Genomic DNA, 19966 nt, shown 5'->3' on the forward strand with positions numbered 1-19966 from the left:
TACGGGCGCCTCACCGCGGTGGTGGGGCGCTTTCGTGTTCCCGGCCCCTCTCCCGGCCGACGGCCTGGGCATCGCTGGCCGCCCGGCCCCTCCTTCACCGTCTCCGCACCGGCACCCCGGACGAACCGGCCACCCGGAGCCGTTAGTGTGGTGCGCCATCCGGTTGCCGTTCACCGGCTGTGTCCACCGAGAACTGGGGCCCGCGCACTCGATGACCGTCTACAGCCACCAGAGCGGCTTCACCGCTTCCAGGCCGCCCGCCTATCCGCGCCACCTGGTCACCGCGGTGATCGTCTCGCACGACGGCGCCCGCTGGCTCCCACAGGCGCTGGCCGGCCTGCTCGGCCAGGACCGTCAGGTCCAGCGCGTCCTCGCGGTCGACACCGGATCCACCGACAACTCCCCGCAGCTGCTCGCGGACACCCTCGCCGAGTGGCTGCCCGAGAGCGGCCCGCTCGTCCTCGGCCGCCGGGCCGGCTTCGGCACGGCCGTCGCCGAGGCCGTCTTCAACAGCCCCCCGCTGCGCCCCGAGGACCTGCCGTACCGGCTCGACCCCTCCGGCTACGACCCGGTCACCGGCGGCTGGGACGATTTCGGCGACCCGCTCGCCCAGGAGGACGACCTCGGCCGCGGCGGCCCGCGCGAGACCCAGCCGGTCGAGTGGCTCTGGCTGCTGCACGACGACTGCGAACCGCAGACCGACGCGCTGCGCCGACTGCTCCAGGTCGCCGACTCCACCCCCAGCGCCGCCGTGGTCGGCCCCAAGCTGCGCAGCTGGTACGACCGCCGCCAGCTGCTGGAGGTCGGCGTCACCATCGCCCGCTCCGGGCGGCGCTGGACCGGACTGGACCGCCGCGAGCAGGACCAGGGCCAGCACGACCAGGTCCGCCCGGTGCTCGCCGTCTCCAGCGCCGGCATGCTGGTGCGCCGCGACGTCTTCGAGCAGCTCGGCGGCTTCGACAAGGCCCTCCCGCTGATGCGGGACGACACCGACTTCTGCTGGCGGGTCAACGCCGCCGGCCACCGCGTCGTGGTCGCCCCCGAGGCCGTGCTGCGGCACGCCGAGGCGGCCGGCCGCGAGCGCCGCGCCATCGACTGCGGCGCCTCCCACCCGCACCGGGTGGACAAGGCCGGCGCCGTCTACACCCTGCTCGCCAACTGCCGGGGCGCGCTCTTCCCCTACGTCCTGCTGCGGCTGGTGCTCGGCACCCTGCTGCGGGCCGTCACCAACCTGCTCGGCAAGGACCCGCGCCAGGCCTTCGACGAGCTCGCCGGCCTCGGCCACGAACTCGTCCGGTTCCCCCGGCTGCTGGCCGCGCGCAAACGACGCGCCCAGACCAGGTCGGCGGACGCCCTGGACGACCGCACCCTCTTCCCGGCGCCCGGCGCCACCACCCGGCTGGCCGTCGAGGGCGTCATCGGCTCGCTCGGGATAGGGGGCGGCGACGACTCCGGCGGCCGGCACGGCTCGGTCGAGGCCGGCGGCGACGAGGACTCCGAGGACCTGGTCGTCGAGCAGTTCGCGCTGATCAAGAAGCTCGCCCGGCGCCCGGCGCCGGTGCTCTTCGCCGCCCTGCTGGTGTTCGCCCTGGTCGCCGGCCGCGGCCTGCTCGGCAGCGGCGAGCTCTTCGGCGGCGCCCTGCTGCCCGCCTCCGACGGCGCCGGCGGCCTCTGGTCGATGTACGCGGACGCCTGGCACCCCGTCGGCACCGGCTCCACCGCCGCCGCACCGCCGTACCTCGGGGCGCTCGCGGTGCTCTCCTGGCTGCTGTTCGGCCACGCCGACCTCGCACTCACCCTGCTCGTGGTGCTCACCGTCCCGCTGTCCGCGGTCAGCGCCTACCTGGTGTCCCGGCCGCTGCTGGACTCCAAGCTGGTCCGCGCCTGGGCCAGCGCCACCTACGCGCTGCTGCCCGCCGCGACCGGCGCGCTCGCCCAGGGCCGGATCGGCACCGCCGTCCTCGCCGTGCTGCTGCCGCCGCTGGCCCGCGCCGCCGCGATCGCGGCCGGCCTCGGCATCCGGGACGAGAGCGCCGCCAAGGGCGCCCGCCCGGGCTGGCGCCCGGTCTGGATGGCCGTCCTGCTGCTCACCCTGGCCACCGCCTTCGTCCCGCTGACCTGGGCGCTCGCGGTGCCGCTCTGCCTGGCGACGCTGGTGGTCGCGGTGGTGCGCGGCGGCGCCTTCGGTTCCGGCGGTACGGCCCTGCGGCTGCTCGGCCTGCGCGTCCTGCTGATCCTCGCCGTCCCGGTCGGCCTCCTCGCCCCGTGGTCGCTCAAGGTCCTCGCGCACCCGCAGTCGCTGCTGCTGGAGGCCGGGCTGCCCGGCCTGCACGGCACCGGCGCGAGCGCGGCCGGCCTGCTGCTGGTCAACCCCGGCGGCGCCGGTGTGCCGCCGACCTGGCTGTCGGCGGGCGTCGTCCTCGCGGCGCTCGCCGCGCTGCTGCGCGCCGACCGCCGCCGGGCGGTGCTCGCCGCGTGGGGCGCGGCCGGCGCCGGCCTGGTCTTCGCGGCCGCCGTCGCGGGCACCTCCGTCACCCCTGCCTCCGGCGGCCCGGCAGTGCCCGCCTGGGCCGGCCCGGCCACCCTGATCGCCGGGATCGCCCTGCTGGCCGCCGCCGCGATCGGCGCCGACGGCGCCAACGCCCGCGTGGCCGGGATCGCCTTCGGCTGGCGCCAGCCGGTGGCCGCTCTGGTGGTGGCCGCGGCCGTGCTGGCCCCGCTGGGCACCGGCCTGTGGTGGGCGCTGACCGGCGCCGGCAAGCCGCTCGACCGCGCTGCGTCCGGCCAGGTCCCCGCCTTCATCGCCGAGGAGGCCGGCACCACCGACCGGGCCCGCACCCTCGTCGTCACCGGCGAGAAGGCCGGCGGCGCCGTCCGCTACACCGTGCTGCGCGGCGCCGGCCTGACGCTCGGCCAGGCCGAGTCCACCGTCGACCCGGCGACCGGCACCCAGGCCGGCCTGGACAGGATGGTCGGCAGCCTGCTGGCCGGCTCCGGCGCCGACCAGGCGAACGCCCTGGCCGGCTACGGCATCGCCTACGTGCTGGTCCGCCAGCCGGTGATCGACACCTTCAAGGACGTCCTGGACACCACCCCCGGCCTGGTCAAGGCCAACCAGGACAACGGCACCGCGCTCTGGCAGGTCAACGGCGCCCCCGCGGTCCGCGCCGTGATCACCGCCCCGGGCGCCAACCCGGTGGTCGTGCCCTCCGGCGTCCGCGACCTCTCGACCACCGTCCCGGCCGGGTCGGACGGCCGGGTGCTGCGGCTCGCCGAGTCCGCCGCCCCCGAGTGGAAGGCCACCCTGGACGGCACCGCCCTGGAGCCCGTCACGGTGGACGGCTGGGCGCAGGGCTTCAAGCTCCCGGCCGGCGGCGGCAAGCTGAGCGTCACCCGCGAGGGCAGCCTTGCCCACACCGGCTGGATCTGGGCCCAGGTGCTGCTCGGCCTGACCGTCCTGGTGCTGGCCCTGCCCGGGCGCCGCAGCCACAAGGACGACGACCTGCCCGAGGAGGTGGTGGCCGCCGCCGCGCTGGCCGCCGCCGCCCAGGCGCAGGCCCCCGCCCCCGGCAGCCGCCGGGCCCGCCGGATGGCCGAGCGCGGCGAAGGCGGGGAGGGCGGCGAGCCCGGGGCCGGTGAGCCCGGGGTGTACGAGGGCCGGCCGGGCGCGGTCCCGGCGCAGCCGACCGGCGAGCCGGTGACCGAGGCGGTCCAGGCGGCCGCCGCCGTCCAGGAGGCCGAGCCGTACACCGACCCGTACCAGACGTACCAGCAGGCCGACCCGTACAGCTACGACCAGTACGCGGCCCAGCAGCCGGTGGCCGCGCCGTACGGCGGCCAGGGCTACGACGCTGCCGGGTACGACGGCCACCAGCAGGAGGCCTACCCCCAGCAGGGCCACCCCCAGCAGGGCTACGAGCAGCAGGGCTTCGAACAGCCGTACCAGCCGGAGCAGCAGCAGTACGGCTACGACCCGTACGGGCAGCCGGAGCACCAGCAGCCCTGGATGCCCGGGCAGCAGCAGGCCGACCCCTACTACGACCCGAACGACCCGGACGGCAGCCGCCGGTACCCGCACCAGCACGGATCGGGGAGCTGACCCGCGATGAAGAAGCCCGCATTCAGGAAGAAGTCCGGCGCCGACGGGGCCGCCGAGCCGGTCGAGCCCTCCGTCGAGGCTGCGTCGTCGGCGTCCGCACCCGCGCCCGCGTCCGCACCGGCTCCGGCCGCCGGGCCCGGCCGGTTCGCCGGGAAGGGCGGCGGGGCGAAGACCACCCCGTCCCTGCTCGCCGCCGCGGTGGTGCTCGCCGCGGTGTTCGGCATCGCCGAGGTGCGCCCTCCGGCCGCCCCGGCCACGGCGGCCGCGGCGGCGGCGCCGACCACCGCGCAGGTCGAGCGGACGGCGGCGGTCTGCCCGCAGCCGCTGCAGGGCCTGACCGGCTCGACCACGCTCAGCGCCTACACCCCGCCGGGGACGGGCTCCGCCACCGGCGGGGCCGGCTGGCTCTCCGACGAGGCCGCGCCCGCCACGCCCGCCGCGCCGCCCTCCGGCGCGCCCTCGGCCCCGGCCACCCCGGCCGCGACCCCGGCCCCGACCGGCCCGGCCGCCCCCGTCCCGGACAAGAACGCCGCGCCCGCGGACGCCCGGCTGGCCCTCGCCAAGCCCGGCACCCCGGCCACCGGCCCGGCCGCCAACGGAGACGCCGCACCCGGCACCGGGGCCCTCGCCACCGGCGCCCTCGCCCCCGGCTTCACCGTCACCCAGACCACCGTGGTCACCGAGCAGCGGGGCCTCGGCCTGTCCGGCCTCACCTGCACCCCGGCCGGCACCGGGTTCTGGTTCGCCGGGGCCAGCACCGCCGGCGACCGGGTCGACTACCTGAGCCTGGTCAACACCGAGTCCTCCGCCGCCGTGGTCGACATCAAGCTGTACGGCGACAAGGGCCTGATCGACAACGACGCCGCCAACGGCCTCACCGTCGCCCCCGGCAGCTCGCAGTCCGTCCTGCTGTCGACCCTCACCAAGGGCGCCGTCACCGACCTCGCCGTCCACGTGGTGGTCCGCGCCGGCCGGGTCGGCGCCGCGCTGCACGCCGCCGACGGCAACAAGGGCGCGGACTGGATCCCGGCCTCCGCCGCCCCGGCCGCCACCCAGGTGCTGCCCGGCCTGCCGGCCGACACCACCACCGCCCGCCTGGTGGTCTGGGCGCCGCCGGAGGACGACGCCGACCTGAAGATCCAGCTCTCCGGCAAGAACGGCTGGTTCACCCCGGCCGGCAACGAGTCGATCCACGTCAAGGCGGGCATGGTGGCCGCCGTCGACCTCGGCAAGGTCACCCGGGACGAGGTCGCCGGGCTGCGGTTGTCGCCCAGCGACGACAAGCACCCCACGCCGATCGTGGCCGGGCTGCGGGTCGACCGCGCGGCGGGCAACGGCAAGAGCGACGCGGCCTGGCTCACCGGCACCGTCCCGGTCGGCGCGCGGGCCACCGTCGCCGACAACCGGGCCGGCGCCTCCACGCTCTACCTGACCTCCACCGGCGACGCCGCCACCGTCCGGGTCACCGCCTCGGCCGGCAGCGGCGGCGGCACCCCGGCCACCAAGGAGGTCCAGCTCCCGGCCGGCGGCACGGTCGCCCTCCCGGCGCCCGAGCCCGCCGGGCTGAACGGCGTCTTCGCGCTCACGGTGGAGACCGTCTCCGGCGGCCCGGTGGTCGCCGCCCGGATGCTCTCCATCCCCGCCAAGGACGTGCCGATGTTCACCATCCAGGCGCTGCGCGACGACCGCAGCACCGTCAAGGTCCCGCAGGCCGCCCAGGACCCGGGCGTCGTCCTGCGCTGAGCAGCCGTCGGGGGCGGCACCTCCCGGGTGCCGCCCCCGACCGCCCGACCGCCCGTCCTGCGGTGTCAGTCCTCGTCGTAGCGCGGGTCGATCGCGTCCGGGGAGAGCCCCAGCAGCTCGGCGACCTGCTCGATCAGGATCTCGTGCACCAGCGCCGCCCGGTCCTCCCGGGTCTTCGCCCGGATCTCCACCGGCCGCCGGTACACCACGATCTGGCTCTTGTGCCCCTGCTTGCCCGGCGACACCCGCCCCAGCGGAACGCCGTCCTCGGTGTCCGCGCCGTCCGGCTCGTGCAGCGGCACCTCCTGGACGGCGAACTCGACCTCGATCAGCTGCGGCCAACGCCGCTCCAGCCGTTCCACCGACTCGCGCACGTAGTCGTCGAACAGTTCGGAGCGGGTGAGCGAGATCGGCACCTGCGGCGGCGCCAGGGGGCCGCGCAGCCCCCTGCCGTGCCGGTCCCGGTGCCGGGGGCGGCGCGCTGGGCCTGTCGATGACTGCGGTGCGGAGCTGTCCATATCACTGCCGAGAGTAGTCCTTGGACGGTCGGAAGTGGACCACTCCGGCGGGGAATCGCCCGGGGCGGTCGAGACGCGCCCCCGGCGCTCGGAGGCGACACGGCACACCCTCCTGGCAGGCGGTCTTCGCTCCCCGGCGGGGAGTGCTGTACCGTCCACCCTCGTGAGCTCTGTACGTCGTTGTTCGCGGACCGCGTGCGGCCGGCCGGCCGTCGCAACGCTGACGTACGTCTACGCGGACTCCACCGCCGTTCTGGGCCCGCTCGCCACCTACGCCGAGCCGCACTGCTACGACCTGTGCGCCGAGCACGCCGAGCGCCTCACCGCCCCGCGCGGCTGGGAGGTCGTCCGGCTCGCCGCCGAGGCCGGGCCGCTGCGCCGCAGCAGCGACGACCTGGAAGCGCTCGCCAACGCCGTCCGCGAGGCCGCCCGCCCGCAGACCCCCCGTCAGGCCCGGTCGCCCGAGGGCGAGTCCACCGAGGGCAGCCGCCGGGGCCACCTCCGGGTCCTTCGCTCACCGGAGAACTGACGCCGTACGCGCACCGCGCGTTCGTCCGGCACAGGTACGCTGCCCGTCTACCGCCACCGCACCCGTCGACCGGACGGGCGGTGGCACCGACGTGTTCAGTACAGAGACCAGGTGGAGCCGCAGTGCGCGACCTCAAGCAGCTCGTGAAGGCGTACGACGTCCGAGGCGTCGTCCCGGACCAGTGGGACGAAAGCCTGTCCCGGGCTTTCGGTGCCGCGTTCGTGCAGGTCACCGGCGCGACCGCGATCGTGGTCGGCCACGACATGCGCCCCTCCTCCCCGGCGCTGAGCCTGGCCTTCGCCGAGGGCGCCGCCGCCTACGGCGCCGACGTGGTGCAGATCGGGCTCTGCTCGACCGACCAGCTCTACTACGCCAGCGGCAAGCTCGACCTGCCCGGCGCGATGTTCACCGCCAGCCACAACCCGGCCCAGTACAACGGCATCAAGCTGTGCCGGGCCGGCGCCGCCCCGGTCGGCCAGGACACCGGCCTGTCCGAGATCCGCGAGCTGGTCGAGTCCTGGACGGCCGAGGACGACACCGTCACGGTCCCGGCCCGGGACGTGAAGCCCGGCGTGCTCTCCGAGCAGGACACCCTGCGCGGCTACGCCGACCACCTGCTGGGCCTGGTCGACCTCACCGCGATCCGCCCGCTCAAGGTCGCGGTGGACGCCGGCAACGGCATGGGCGGCCACACCGTGCCGACCGTCTTCGACGGCCTGCCGATCGAGCTCGTCCCGATGTACTTCGAGCTGGACGGCACCTTCCCCAACCACGAGGCCAACCCGCTCGACCCGAAGAACCTGGTCGACCTGCAGGCCAAGGTCCGCGAGGTCGGCGCCGACGTGGGCCTGGCCTTCGACGGCGACGCCGACCGCTGCTTCGTCGTGGACGAGCGCGGCGAGCCGGTCTCCCCGTCCGCGATCACCGCCCTGGTCGCCGCCCGCGAGATCGCCCGCGCCAAGGCCGCCGGCGAGGCCGAGCCGACGATCATCCACAACCTGATCACCTCCTGGACCGTCCCCGAGGTGGTCCGCGAGCTCGGCGGGAAGCCGGTGCGCACCAGGGTCGGCCACTCCTTCATCAAGCAGGAGATGGCCGTCACCGACGCCGTCTTCGGCGGCGAGCACTCCGCCCACTACTACTTCCGCGACTTCTGGCGCGCCGACACCGGCATGCTGGCCGCGCTGCACGTGCTGGCCGCGCTCGGCGGGCAGCCCGGCACGCTCTCCGCGCTGACCGCCGAGTACGACCGCTACGCCGCCTCCGGCGAGATCAACAGCACCGTCGCCGACCAGGCCGCCAGCACCGCCGCCGTCCGCGCCGCCTACGCCGGGCTGGAGGGCACCAGCGTGGACGAGCTGGACGGCCTGACCGTGGCCGGCCCGGACTGGTGGTTCAACCTGCGCGCCTCCAACACCGAGCCGCTGCTGCGCCTGAACGTCGAGGCCAAGGACCCGGCGAAGATGGCCGAGCTGCGCGACGGCGTGCTGGCCATCGTCCGCGGCTGACCACGGCCCGCCCGGGCGGACGCGCCTGAGCTCAGCGCGTGATGCCCCGGCCGGTAGGGTTGCCTATCGGCCGGGGCACCTCCGTGCCACCACCGATCTTTGGAGAGCCCCCATGAAGCTCGAATCCTTCCTGCTGGAGATCCTGGTCTGCCCGCAGTGCCGGGCCGCGCTCGCCGAGGGCGGCACCGAGGAGCAGCCCGAGCTGGTCTGCACCGGCGCGGACTGCGGCCTCGCGTACCCGGTCCGCGACGGCATTCCGGTGCTCCTGGTGGACGAGGCCCGCCGCCCGGCCTGATGCTTGGGCGTGTCTGACGCCCCGGGGCGAAGCCCCACCCCGCCAGCCGTCCAGGACCGCAGCCGGAGGCCCGCCGCATGCTCGACGACACCCTGCTCGACGATCCGGCCGCCCTCCAGCGCGCCGACCAGGACCGCGCGCTGCTCGCCCTGGCCGGGGCCGGCGCCCGGGTCCGCACCGCGCTGCGGCAGGCCGACGCGGCCGGCCTCGACCGGCTGAGCCCGGACGGACGTCCGCGCGCCGTGCTGGTCGCCGGGCACGGCAGTGCGCTGACCGCCGCCGGGATGCTGGCCGCGCTGGCCGGCACCGCCAGCCTGGTCGTCCCGCTGCCGCCGTCCGAGGCGGCCGCCCCGCGCGCCGACCGGGCCGGTGCCCCGCCCGCGTTCACCGCCGGGCTCGGCTGGCAGCTGCCGGGCTGGGCCGGCCCGCTCGACCTGCTGGTGATCAGCTCCGCCGGCGGCGGCGAGCAGGGCCTGGTCGGCCTCGCCGAGCAGGCCTACGCGCGCGGCTGCGCCATCGTCGTCACCGCCCCGACGGGCACCGCGCTGGCCGAGGCCGCGCTGCAGGTGCGCGCGCTGCCGCTGCCGTACGTGACCTCGATGCTGCCCGAGGACGGCCCGCCCGTCGCGGCCGCCGAGCCGGACCTGCCGCCCGAGGACCCGGCCGCGCTCTGGTCCCACCTCACCCCGCTGCTGGCGCTGGCCCAGAAGATCGGCCTCACCCAGCTGCCGTACGACGCGCTGCCGGGCGTCGCCGACCTGCTGGACGCCACCGCGGTGCGCTGCCGCCCGGACGCGGCCGCGTACACCAACCCGGCGAAGGGCCTGGCCGCGCGGCTGGCCGGGACCGTCCCGCTGCTGTGGGCCGAGGGCCCGATCGCCGGGGCGGCCGCCGCCCGCTTCGCCGCCCAGCTGGCCGACCGGGCCGGGCGGCCGGCGCTGGCCGGGGAGCTGCCGCAGGTGCTCACCGCCCACCGGGGCATGTTCACCGGGCAGTTGGGCGCGGGCGCGGACCCGGACGACTTCTTCCGCGACCGGGTCGAGGAGCCGGACCCGCTGCACCTCCAGGTGCTGCTGCTGCGGCACGCGCCGGGGACGGCCGGATCGCCGGAGGAGCAGGACGGCCCGGCCGAGGTGCCGGAGGAGGACGCCGGCCCGCGCAGCTTCGGCGTGAGCAGGGCGCACCGGCTGGCCGCCGGGCACGACGTCCGGCTGACCGAGTACGCGAGCACCCGGCCGGAGGCGCTGCACGCGCTGGTCGACCTGGTCGCGCTGGCCGACTTCGCCGCCGTCTACCTGGGGCTCGCCGCGGCGCAGGCCTGAGACGGTCGGCCGCCGGGCAAGCTCCGGCCGGTACGGTAAGCGCTCGACGCTCGACGACGCTTGACCGAACCGTGAGGACTTCTTCGCATGAGTACCGAAGGCGGCACCAAGGCACTGGTGGCGGCGCTGTCCGCGAATCTGGCGATCGCGGCGGCCAAGTTCACCGCCTTCGGCTTCACCGGCTCCTCCTCGATGCTGGCCGAGGGCGTGCACTCGGTGGCCGACTCCGGCAACCAGGTGCTGCTGCTGGTCGGCGGCAAGCGGGCGCGCCGGGCGGCGGACGAGGAGCACCCGTTCGGGTACGGCCGCGAGCGCTACGTGTACGGCTTCCTGGTGGCCATCGTGCTGTTCAGCGTCGGTGGCCTGTTCGCGGTCTACGAGGGCTGGCACAAGGTCAACCACCCGGAGGCGCTGGACTCCTGGGGCTGGGCGGTCGGCGTGCTGGTCTTCGCCATCGCGACGGAGGGCTGGTCCTTCCTCACCGCGGTGCGCGAGTCGGCGAAGATCAAGGGCGGGCAGAGCTGGCCGCAGTTCATCCGCACCGCCAAGGCTCCGGAGCTGCCGGTGGTGCTGCTGGAGGACACCGGCGCGCTGATCGGCCTGGTGCTCGCGCTGTTCGGCGTCTCGCTCACGGTGATCACCGGGGACGGCGTCTGGGACGGCATCGGCACCCTGTGCATCGGCGTCCTGCTGGTGGTGATCGCCGTGGTGCTCGCCCTGGAGACCAAGTCGCTGCTGCTCGGCGAGTCCGCCGACAAGGACTCGGTGCGGCGGATCCGCGAGGCGCTGGTGGACGGCCGCTCGGTCACCGGGGTGATCCACATGCGGACCATGCACCTGGGCCCGGAGGAGCTGCTGGTCGCCGCCAAGATCGCGGTCAACGCGGAGGACAGCGCGGCGCGGGTGGCTGCGGCCATCGACGCGGCCGAGGAGCGGGTCCGGTCGGCCGTCCCGATCGCCCGGGCGATCTACCTGGAGCCCGACGTCTACAGCGCCGAGAAGGCCGCGGCGGGCGAGGACCCGGCCGCCACGCCGGGAGGCCCGGGGCCCGCGGACGCGTGACTCCGCGGAGCGGGCCCGCTCCCCGGCGGCGGGTCGAAATCGGTCATCGGCAGACGGCCGATGGGGCCATCGGTGTAGATTCGTCCCCAGAGCCAGAACGTCGCTGCTGATGGCGGTCGATCGGCGGCCCGCACCCGTAGGGTGTGCGCCGGTCGAGGGAGAGAGGTCCTCCGACGGTTTGTGCTGCGCAGGGAGCCGGTCCGCCACCGCGGGGATCCGGCCGCCCGGGCGCGGCCGTACACCCGTACGGTCCGTCGAGCGCGACACAACACCCGGACCTTCGGCCCCACCCCCATCAGCGAGGAGCAGACGCATGTCGACCGACATCACCGGTGACTTCAAGGTCGCCGACCTTTCCCTGGCGCCGTTCGGCCGCAAGGAGATCCAGCTGGCCGAGCACGAGATGCCCGGTCTGATGTCCATCCGCGCCGAGTACGCCGCCTCGCAGCCGCTGGCCGGCGCCCGCATCACCGGCTCGCTGCACATGACGGTCCAGACCGCCGTGCTGATCGAGACCCTCACCGCCCTCGGCGCCGAGGTCCGCTGGTGCTCCTGCAACATCTTCTCCACCCAGGACCACGCGGCCGCCGCCATCGCCGTCGGCCCGGAGGGCACCCCGGAGAACCCGCAGGGCGTGCCGGTCTTCGCCTGGAAGGGCGAGACGCTGGAGGAGTACTGGTGGTGCACCGAGCAGGCCCTGACCTGGCCTGACGGCAAGACCCCGAACATGATCCTGGACGACGGCGGCGACGCCACCCTGCTGATCCACAAGGGCGTCGAGTTCGAGAAGGCCGGCGCCGCGCCGGACCCGTCCACCGCGGACAACGACGAGTTCCGGATCATCCTGGAGCTGCTCAACCGCACCCTCAAGGACACCCCGAACAAGTGGACCGAGGTCGCCGCCACCATCAAGGGCGTGACCGAGGAGACCACCACCGGTGTCCACCGCCTGTACGAGATGCACCGTGACGGCCAGCTGCTGTTCCCGGCCATCAACGTCAACGACTCGGTCACCAAGTCGAAGTTCGACAACAAGTACGGCTGCCGCCACTCGCTCATCGACGGCATCAACCGCGCCACCGACGTCCTGATCGGCGGCAAGGTCGCGGTCGTCTGCGGCTACGGCGACGTCGGCAAGGGCTGCGCCGAGTCGCTGCGCGGCCAGGGCGCCCGCGTCATCGTCACCGAGATCGACCCGATCTGCGCGCTCCAGGCGGCGATGGACGGCTACCAGGTCGCCACCCTCGATGACGTCGTCGAGACCGCCGACATCTTCATCACGACCACGGGCAACAAGGACATCATCATGGCCTCGCACATGGCCCGGATGAAGCACCAGGCCATCGTCGGCAACATCGGCCACTTCGACAACGAGATCGACATGGCCGGCCTGGCGCAGCTGCCCGGCATCGTGAAGACCGAGGTCAAGCCGCAGGTCCACGAGTGGCGCAAGGCCGACGGCCGCACCATCATCGTCCTCTCCGAGGGCCGCCTGCTGAACCTGGGCAACGCGACCGGCCACCCGTCCTTCGTGATGTCCAACTCCTTCGCCAACCAGACGATCGCCCAGATCGAGCTGTTCACGAAGACCGAGCAGTACCCGATCGGCGTCTACGTGCTGCCGAAGCACCTGGACGAGAAGGTCGCCCGCCTGCACCTCGACGCGCTGGGCGTGAAGCTGACCACCCTGACCCAGGAGCAGGCCGACTACATCGGCGTTCCGGTCGAGGGCCCGTACAAGGCGGAGCAGTACCGCTACTGATGCGGTGACGCCCGTACGCCGGTGGCCGGCACCCCTGGGCGGGGGTGCCGGCCACCGGCGTGTCCGGGTCAGCCGGGCCGTCGAGCCCTCGGGTCAGCGGGCCGTCGGGTCAGCGCAGGACGTTCGTGGTCCAGGTGCTCTCGGCGGCACCCGTGAGGTGCACCAGCCCGGTCATGGCCTCCAGGCCCCCGAACCGCTCGACCAGCGGCACGCTGTCGGACTCGGCCGTCGCACAGACCTGAAGGCCCTGCTCCTCCCGGCACTTCGTCGCGTACTTCCCGTAGGACAGCGGGCCCGCCGGGGCCACGATGATTCCTGCGGTCATGCCGCCGCCGGAGAACGCGAGGCCGGCGGACCAGGGCTGCCCGTTGCCGGGACGGCTCAGCACGGCCTCGGTCGGGCGGACGCCCTCGGGCAGTCCGGACAGCCAGAACGGGAGCGGGACCGGCTTCTCACCCACCTTGACGTCGGCCGCGACCCGCAGCAGCACCTCGTCGGGGACCTCGGTGCTGCTGCGGTTCGACAGGAGCTGCGCCCACCGGCCGGAGGAGGTCTGCCAGCGCAGCAGGCGCCGCCCGTCGTACGTCGGATGCGTCGGGTCGACGACCCAGTACGCGGTCCGGCCGTTCACCTGGGGGGCCGGCTGCTTCTCCTGCTTCTGCGTCGCCGACTGGCTGAGCGAGGGCTCGGCCGCGTCCTGGAAGACGAGCAGCTCGATCCGGCGGCCGGAGGGGCCGGGCTGGGCGGCGGAGGTGACGACGTCGGTGCCGGTCGCGGTGTGGCTGATGCCGGTCACGGGGTCCAGCCACTCGGGGAGCCAGCCGAAGGTGGCCCGGACGACCAGGGGGTCGGTCGCGCTGCCGACCGGCACCGCGGGCGCGGCGGGCGGCGCCGGCGTGCCGGCCTCGCCCCGGCCCGCCGGTACCAGGCGGGTGGTGGCCGGTGCGCCGCCGCCGGAGGGCAGCAGCAGGGTGGTGGTGACCACGGCGGCGGTGACCGCGGCCACCGCGCCGAGCAGGGCTGCACGGCGCCGGCGCAGCCGGGACCGCCCGCGGGCGATGGACGCGGCCGGGTCGAAGGTGGGCGGCGGGGCCGGTTCCTCGGCCAGAGCCGTCAGGCGGTCGGTCAGCTCGTCCGGTCCGATGGTCATGACGTCCTCTCTGGGACGGAGGGGAGGGGAACGAGGGCCCTGCGCAGGGCCTCCAGCGCGCGGGAGCTCTGGCTCTTCACGTTGCCCGGCGAACAGGCCATGGCCTCGGCGGCCTGATCGATCGACAGGTCGCAGTAGTACCGCAGGACCACCGTGGCCCGCTGGCGGGGCGGCAGGGCGGCCAGCGCCCGGCGCAGGTCCAGGGAGGTGTCCAGGTCGAGCGCCACGGCGACGGTCTCCGGTTCGCCGTCGGTCCGTACGGTGCGGCGCCACCACGCGGTGCGCTGCTCGCCCAGAAAGGTGTTGACCAGCACCCGGCGGGCGTAGCCGTCCAGGTTCTCCACCCGCCGGGCCCTCGCCCAGTTCACGTACAGCTTGGTGATCGTCTCCTGGACCAGGTCGTCGGCCCGGTGCCAGTCCCCGCACAGCAGATAGGCGACCTTCCGCAGCCAGCCGCTCCTGGAGGCCACGTAGTCCGTGAACCCCTCGTCGCGCGTCTGCTTCGCCATCTGCACCCCCTCTCGTCATGGTGGCGGCACCGGTCCCGGCGCCGTCCACCCCCCTAATGCGCGGACCACCCGGGAACGTTGCACGGGCGGGCGCACGTAGGCTTCGGGCATGCCCAACGGCCGGTACTCGCTCCACGACACCCACGACCACGTCCTGCTCGGGGAGGAGCGCTTCAGCTGCGCCCCCGGGGCGGCCGGGTGGCGGTACGTCTCCAAGACCTACGCGCCGGACGGCCGGGTGCTCGGCAGCGTCGACCTCACCCTGGACTCGCGGGCCCGGCCGCTGCGGATGGAACTGCGGGCCGCGGGCTGGCAGGTGCGCGGCGGTGCGGTGGACGGGGTGGCCTGGGTCCGGACCGACGCGGCCGACCCCGGCGGCGAGCACACGACGGAGGGCCACGACCGGGCGCACGCCTTCACCGGCCGCTCGCCGGGCTTCCTGGTCGCCACCGCCCGGCTGCTGCGGCTGCGGGAGGGGGCGAGCGCGCGGGTGCGGCTGGTGGCGTTCACCGAGCCGGTGCTCGCGCCGCGCACCCTCGACCAGGGGTGGCTGCTGGATGGCGTCGACACGCACCAGACCGATTCGGGGCCGCTGCTGGTCGAGCGGTACCAGGTCGCGGACCTGGAGACGGGGGAGCAGCAGGTCGTGCACCTGGCGGGGGACGTGGTGCTGGCGGCGGAGGGGATCGAGCTGGAGGAGCTGGAGTCGCCGCCGAACGCCTGGCGGGTAGGGGGCGAGGAGTAGCGGGGACCGGGGACTGAGGGCCGGGTGCTGCGGGGCGGGTGCTGCGGGGGCGGGCTCAGGAGGGCGGGGCGAAGCCGGCGCCGGGGGCGGGCTTGTCGAGGGACGGCGTTGCGGGGGCTGGGGCCGTCGGGGCGGGCGTCGTCGGCAGTCCGAGGACCCGGGTGGGCCTTCCGTGGACCGTGCCCGGAGCCGGTTCGGAGGCCGGGCGGGGCGTCGGCCCCTGCGCGGGTACCGGCATCTGTACGGGTGCCGTCATCTGCACGGGTATCGGCCCGGCCGCTCGCAGCTGCTGCTGGGCGCGCTCCCACTCCCGCCGCTGGCGCTCGGTCAGCACCGCGCCCAGGTATGCCGCCGGGTGCAGCCCCGGTGCGACCGGACGGCCGATCCGTGCGGACAGGTCCTCGGCCAGCCGGGCAGTCATCCGGTTCATCACCGACGGGTCCAACTGGCCGATCCGGCCGAGCAGTTGGCGGACGGCGAGCCAGAGTGGCTCCGGCACGGCAGACAGGTCCATCGCGACCAGCTCGTGCCCCATCACCTGCAGCAGGTGCGGGTGCACCGGCGGCAACGGGGCGCCGGAGCCACCCGGGGTGCGCTCGCGGACGACCACCGTCCCGGCGAAGATGTCGCCGAGCCGCTTGCCCTCGGTGTGCACCGCCGAGGTGATCACGGCGGGGGAGCCGGTCAGGGCGATCAGTTCGAAGAAGCCGACCAGCCCGCGCACCAGCGAGTGCCGGAACCGCACCGGGCCGCCGTCGACGCGCACCACGCGCAGGCCGAGCGCGGCCTTGCCGAGGGAGCGTCCGTGGCTGAGGGTCTCCACCATCACCGGGACGGCGACCAGGAAGAACACCATCAGGCCGATCATGGTGGCCGCCAGCGCCGCGCCGTCGACGTCGACCAGAGCGACGCTCAGCAGCAGCGTGAACACCAGCATGGCGGCGAACTCCACGAGCAGGTCGAGCACGATCGCCAGCGCCCGGCTCGGAAGCTTCGCCGTCTGCAGGCCGAGGACGACCGCCTCACCCGTCACCAGGTCGCTCAAGACACCTGTCCGTTCACAGTCTTGGAGCCCGTACGGCTCGCCCATGGAGATCCGGGACCATCGAGAGCGGCAGCGCCGGGGGGAGGGATCCGGTTCGGATCGGCCCCCAGGATCCGCTCTCCGCAGTCTGATCCGCAGCCGCCAACATACGACTCCCGGTGGGCACACGGGAAGTGAGATCCCCGGAGGTCGGGGCGGTGACGGCTGCTGGCATGCTGGGCCGCACGTGTCCGTCCGTCTGTACGTCTGTCCGTCCGTACCTGCCCGCCCACCCGCGCACGCACGTCCGCGACCACCGCCGATCATGGAGCCGCCGAATGGACCTGGACGTCTTCGTCGCCACCCACCAGGGGGAGTGGGCCCGGCTGGACGCCCTCGCCCGCAGGCGCCGGCTCAACGGAGAAGAGGCGGACGAACTCGTCACCCTCTACCAGCGCGCCACCGGCCATCTCGCCAAGGTCCAGGCCGCGGCTCCGGACCCGGCCCTGCTGAGCCGGCTGACCAGCCTGGTCTCGCGCTCGCGCAGCGCGGTGACCGGCGCCCGGACCAACGGCTGGCAGGACGTCGCCCGCTACTACACGGTGAGCTTCCCGGCCGCGCTGTACCGCGCGCGCCGCTGGTGGCTGCCGGTCGCGATCGTCTCGCTGCTCGCCACCGCGCTGCTCGCGTGGTGGATGGTCAGCCACCCGGAGGTCCGCAACAGCCTCGTCGCCCCCGACCGCCTGCGGGAGCTGACCCGCCCCGGCGGACAGTACGAGGCGTACTACTCGGACCGGCCGGCCAGCTCCTTCGCCGCGCAGGTCTGGACGAACAACGCGTGGATCGCCGTGCAGTGCCTGCTGTTCGGGATCGCGCTCGGCATCCCGGTGCTCTACGTGATGTGGACCAACGTGGTGAACCTCGGCATCGGCGTCGGGCTGATGGCCTCCGCCGGGCGCCTCGACACCTTCCTCGGCCTGCTCATCCCGCACGGCCTGCTGGAGCTGACCGCGGTCTTCGTGGCCGGCGGCTTCGGCCTGCGCCTCGGCTGGACCGTCATCGACCCGGGGCCGCGCACCCGCGCGGTGGCCCTGGCGGAACAGGGCCGCTCGATCATCGGCATGTCCATCGGGCTGACGACGGTGCTGGCGGTCTCCGGCGTCCTCGAAGCCTTCGTGACCCCGTCCGGCCTGCCGACCTGGGCCCGCATCGCCATCGGCTTGTTGGCGGAGGTCGCCTTCCTTCTTTACGCCCTGGTGTTGGGCCGAAAGGCCGCGGAGGGCGGCGAGTTCGGCGATGTGGACGCGGCCGACCAGGCGGACCTGCAGCCCGTCGCGGCCTGAGCCGATGAGATCAACAGCCCTCTGACCTGCTAGTCTTCCCTCATCCCAGCCGAACCATTGACTTGGTGGGGGTGGGCTAGTAGGTTTGAACGGTTGGGACTGACTGGACAACGGTCGGGCCCGGGCGTTAGTGTCTACGACACCGCCGAAATCGAGGCGAGCGCGTTTCACGAAATGCGCGCCCTCCGACGAAGCAAATCCCGCAAACTGAGCACACCGAAAGCTTTGATAAGCTTCGGAGCGAAGTTTGCAGGAAATCCCCCCAGCGGGAATTCGGAAAAACGAAGCCGGTAAGAACGGCCGAGAAGATCTGATAAGCTGGGAACACGAAAGAACGAAGCCCGGAGGGTCCGCTGGAAGGCGGTCCGAAGGAAGCGTCCGTTCCTTGAGAACTCAACAGCGTGCCAAAAGTCAACGCCAGATATGTTGACATCCCCGGCCTCAGGTTTCCTGGGGTTGGAGATTCCTTTTGAAATAACACTAGCGAGGACGCAGTGCGCGGGATCACCCTATTCCGGTGGTTGCCGTGCCGCTCAACGCGAGTGCCGCCCGATTACGGGTAGACATTCACGGAGAGTTTGATCCTGGCTCAGGACGAACGCTGGCGGCGTGCTTAACACATGCAAGTCGAACGGTGAAGCCCTTCGGGGTGGATCAGTGGCGAACGGGTGAGTAACACGTGGGCAATCTGCCCTGCACTCTGGGACAAGCCCTGGAAACGGGGTCTAATACCGGATATGACCCGGGAGCGCATGCTCTCGGGTGGAAAGCTCCGGCGGTGCAGGATGAGCCCGCGGCCTATCAGCTTGTTGGTGGGGTAATGGCCTACCAAGGCGACGACGGGTAGCCGGCCTGAGAGGGCGACCGGCCACACTGGGACTGAGACACGGCCCAGACTCCTACGGGAGGCAGCAGTGGGGAATATTGCACAATGGGCGAAAGCCTGATGCAGCGACGCCGCGTGAGGGATGACGGCCTTCGGGTTGTAAACCTCTTTCAGCAGGGAAGAAGCGCAAGTGACGGTACCTGCAGAAGAAGCACCGGCTAACTACGTGCCAGCAGCCGCGGTAATACGTAGGGTGCGAGCGTTGTCCGGAATTATTGGGCGTAAAGAGCTCGTAGGCGGCCTGTCGCGTCGGATGTGAAAGCCCGGGGCTTAACCCCGGGTCTGCATTCGATACGGGCAGGCTAGAGTGTGGTAGGGGAGATCGGAATTCCTGGTGTAGCGGTGAAATGCGCAGATATCAGGAGGAACACCGGTGGCGAAGGCGGATCTCTGGGCCATTACTGACGCTGAGGAGCGAAAGCGTGGGGAGCGAACAGGATTAGATACCCTGGTAGTCCACGCCGTAAACGTTGGGAACTAGGTGTTGGCGACATTCCACGTCGTCGGTGCCGCAGCTAACGCATTAAGTTCCCCGCCTGGGGAGTACGGCCGCAAGGCTAAAACTCAAAGGAATTGACGGGGGCCCGCACAAGCAGCGGAGCATGTGGCTTAATTCGACGCAACGCGAAGAACCTTACCAAGGCTTGACATATGCCGGAAACACCTGGAGACAGGTGCCCCCTTGTGGTCGGTATACAGGTGGTGCATGGTTGTCGTCAGCTCGTGTCGTGAGATGTTGGGTTAAGTCCCGCAACGAGCGCAACCCTTGTTCTGTGTTGCCAGCATGCCTTTCGGGGTGATGGGGACTCACAGGAGACTGCCGGGGTCAACTCGGAGGAAGGTGGGGACGACGTCAAATCATCATGCCCCTTATGTCTTGGGCTGCACACGTGCTACAATGGTCGGTACAAAGGGCTGCGATGCCGTGAGGCGGAGCGAATCCCAAAAAGCCGGCCTCAGTTCGGATTGGGGTCTGCAACTCGACCCCATGAAGTTGGAGTTGCTAGTAATCGCAGATCAGCATGCTGCGGTGAATACGTTCCCGGGCCTTGTACACACCGCCCGTCACGTCACGAAAGTCGGTAACACCCGAAGCCGGTGGCCTAACCCGTAAGGGGAGGAGCCGTCGAAGGTGGGACCAGCGATTGGGACGAAGTCGTAACAAGGTAGCCGTACCGGAAGGTGCGGCTGGATCACCTCCTTTCTAAGGAGCAAATATGCCGGTTGCAGGCGAATGTCCTGCACGGTTGCTCATGGGTGGAACGTTGACTATTCGGCACAGTTCAGACGATGTTTCCTAGTACTGCTTCGGCGTGGAAGAGATTCATGGTCTGGGTGTGTCGGGCACGTTGTTGGGTCCTGAGGGAACGGGTAACCGTTGTCTCAGTGGTTGCCGGCCTCACTTGAGGCAGCCCGGTTCGGGTTGTTGAGGGTGGGTGACTGGTCGTTGTTTGAGAACTGCACAGTGGAC

The 19966-nt window shown here is 72.8% G+C and carries 14 protein-coding genes and 1 rRNA gene; 11 read left to right on the forward strand and 4 right to left on the reverse strand.

Going from position 1 to position 19966, the window contains the following annotated elements; translation table 11 throughout:
- The first annotated feature begins 211 nt into the window (after positions 1-211).
- Both CRP52_RS40550 and CRP52_RS20025 read left to right on the forward strand, forming a co-directional pair.
- Complete coding sequence (locus CRP52_RS40550; protein ID WP_097237657.1) at positions 212-4099, forward strand: glycosyltransferase family 2 protein; 3888 nt, start codon at positions 212-214, stop codon at positions 4097-4099.
- A gap of 6 nt (positions 4100-4105) precedes the next feature.
- Entirely contained in the window at positions 4106-5842 is a 1737-nt protein-coding gene (locus CRP52_RS20025; protein WP_257032689.1) for a DUF5719 family protein, read from the forward strand.
- A gap of 65 nt (positions 5843-5907) precedes the next feature.
- Here the strand turns inward: CRP52_RS20025 and CRP52_RS20030 are convergent, their stop codons facing one another.
- Positions 5908-6360 carry a metallopeptidase family protein gene (locus CRP52_RS20030; protein WP_097237658.1) on the reverse strand — a complete coding sequence of 151 codons (453 nt, stop codon included), beginning with the start codon at positions 6358-6360 and terminating at the stop codon, positions 5908-5910.
- Positions 6361-6472: 112 nt separating this feature from the next.
- Here CRP52_RS20030 and CRP52_RS20035 point away from each other — a divergent pair, with 112 nt between their 5' ends.
- The 6 genes from CRP52_RS20035 (at position 6473) to ahcY (ending at position 12838) form a co-directional block, all read left to right on the forward strand.
- The gene (locus tag CRP52_RS20035; RefSeq protein WP_097240207.1) at positions 6473-6889 is read left to right on the forward strand and encodes a DUF3499 domain-containing protein; all 417 of its coding nucleotides are present in this window, start codon (positions 6473-6475) and stop codon (positions 6887-6889) included.
- Between the two features lie 122 nt (positions 6890-7011).
- Entirely contained in the window at positions 7012-8397 is a 1386-nt protein-coding gene (locus CRP52_RS20040; RefSeq protein WP_097237659.1) for a phosphomannomutase/phosphoglucomutase, read from the forward strand.
- Between the two features lie 112 nt (positions 8398-8509).
- Positions 8510-8692, forward strand: a complete 183-nt coding sequence (locus CRP52_RS20045) for a Trm112 family protein (protein ID WP_097237660.1) — start codon at positions 8510-8512, stop codon at positions 8690-8692.
- Between the two features lie 77 nt (positions 8693-8769).
- A complete protein-coding gene (locus CRP52_RS20050; RefSeq protein ID WP_097237661.1) occupies positions 8770-10014 on the forward strand; it encodes an SIS domain-containing protein in 1245 nt (414 codons plus the stop codon).
- An 87-nt stretch (positions 10015-10101) separates the two neighbouring features.
- Positions 10102-11076, forward strand: a complete 975-nt coding sequence (locus tag CRP52_RS20055) for a cation diffusion facilitator family transporter (RefSeq protein ID WP_097237662.1) — start codon at positions 10102-10104, stop codon at positions 11074-11076.
- Between the two features lie 313 nt (positions 11077-11389).
- Positions 11390-12838, forward strand: coding sequence for an adenosylhomocysteinase (gene ahcY, locus CRP52_RS20060; protein WP_097237663.1), 1449 nt, complete (start codon positions 11390-11392; stop codon positions 12836-12838).
- A 109-nt stretch (positions 12839-12947) separates the two neighbouring features.
- Here ahcY and CRP52_RS20065 read toward each other — a convergent pair whose 3' ends face one another.
- Positions 12948-13988, reverse strand: a complete 1041-nt coding sequence (locus tag CRP52_RS20065) for a hypothetical protein (protein ID WP_097237664.1) — start codon at positions 13986-13988, stop codon at positions 12948-12950.
- A complete protein-coding gene (locus CRP52_RS20070) occupies positions 13985-14497 on the reverse strand; it encodes a SigE family RNA polymerase sigma factor (RefSeq protein WP_097240208.1) in 513 nt (170 codons plus the stop codon). Before CRP52_RS20070 ends, CRP52_RS20065 begins: the two co-directional genes overlap by 4 nt.
- Before the next feature lie 109 nt (positions 14498-14606).
- On the opposite strand from CRP52_RS20070, the gene CRP52_RS20075 reads away from it, so the two are divergent.
- Positions 14607-15242, forward strand: coding sequence for a hypothetical protein (locus tag CRP52_RS20075; protein ID WP_097237665.1), 636 nt, complete (start codon positions 14607-14609; stop codon positions 15240-15242).
- A 55-nt stretch (positions 15243-15297) separates the two neighbouring features.
- Here CRP52_RS20075 and CRP52_RS20080 read toward each other — a convergent pair whose 3' ends face one another.
- Entirely contained in the window at positions 15298-16287 is a 990-nt protein-coding gene (locus CRP52_RS20080) for an RDD family protein (RefSeq protein ID WP_097237666.1), read from the reverse strand.
- A gap of 317 nt (positions 16288-16604) precedes the next feature.
- Between CRP52_RS20080 and CRP52_RS20085 the strand changes: the two genes are divergently transcribed.
- Positions 16605-17609: a stage II sporulation protein M gene (locus CRP52_RS20085; protein ID WP_097237667.1), complete on the forward strand. Its 1005-nt coding sequence runs from the start codon at positions 16605-16607 to the stop codon at positions 17607-17609.
- A gap of 566 nt (positions 17610-18175) precedes the next feature.
- Positions 18176-19699: ribosomal RNA gene (locus CRP52_RS20090) — 16S ribosomal RNA — on the forward strand.
- The last annotated feature ends 267 nt before the right edge of the window (positions 19700-19966 follow it).

It is taken from the genome of Streptomyces sp. 1331.2 (assembly GCF_900199205.1).
Classification (GTDB): Bacteria; Actinomycetota; Actinomycetes; order Streptomycetales; family Streptomycetaceae; genus Kitasatospora.

What these genes read in the sequence shown, in the direction of transcription:
- CRP52_RS20045 (WP_097237660.1), top strand. Translation starts at nt 8,510, where the DNA reads ATGAAGCTCGAATCCTTCCTGCTGGAGATCCTGGTCTGCCCGCAGTGC.
- CRP52_RS20055 (WP_097237662.1), top strand. Translation starts at nt 10,102, where the DNA reads ATGAGTACCGAAGGCGGCACCAAGGCACTGGTGGCGGCGCTGTCCGCG.
- CRP52_RS20050 (WP_097237661.1), top strand. Translation starts at nt 8,770, where the DNA reads ATGCTCGACGACACCCTGCTCGACGATCCGGCCGCCCTCCAGCGCGCC.
- ahcY (WP_097237663.1), top strand. Translation starts at nt 11,390, where the DNA reads ATGTCGACCGACATCACCGGTGACTTCAAGGTCGCCGACCTTTCCCTG.
- CRP52_RS20085 (WP_097237667.1), top strand. Translation starts at nt 16,605, where the DNA reads ATGGACCTGGACGTCTTCGTCGCCACCCACCAGGGGGAGTGGGCCCGG.
- CRP52_RS40550 (WP_097237657.1), top strand. Translation starts at nt 212, where the DNA reads ATGACCGTCTACAGCCACCAGAGCGGCTTCACCGCTTCCAGGCCGCCC.
- CRP52_RS20025 (WP_257032689.1), top strand. Translation starts at nt 4,106, where the DNA reads ATGAAGAAGCCCGCATTCAGGAAGAAGTCCGGCGCCGACGGGGCCGCC.
- CRP52_RS20070 (WP_097240208.1), bottom strand. Translation starts at nt 14,497, where the DNA reads ATGGCGAAGCAGACGCGCGACGAGGGGTTCACGGACTACGTGGCCTCC.
- CRP52_RS20075 (WP_097237665.1), top strand. Translation starts at nt 14,607, where the DNA reads ATGCCCAACGGCCGGTACTCGCTCCACGACACCCACGACCACGTCCTG.
- CRP52_RS20030 (WP_097237658.1), bottom strand. Translation starts at nt 6,360, where the DNA reads ATGGACAGCTCCGCACCGCAGTCATCGACAGGCCCAGCGCGCCGCCCC.
- CRP52_RS20065 (WP_097237664.1), bottom strand. Translation starts at nt 13,988, where the DNA reads ATGACCATCGGACCGGACGAGCTGACCGACCGCCTGACGGCTCTGGCC.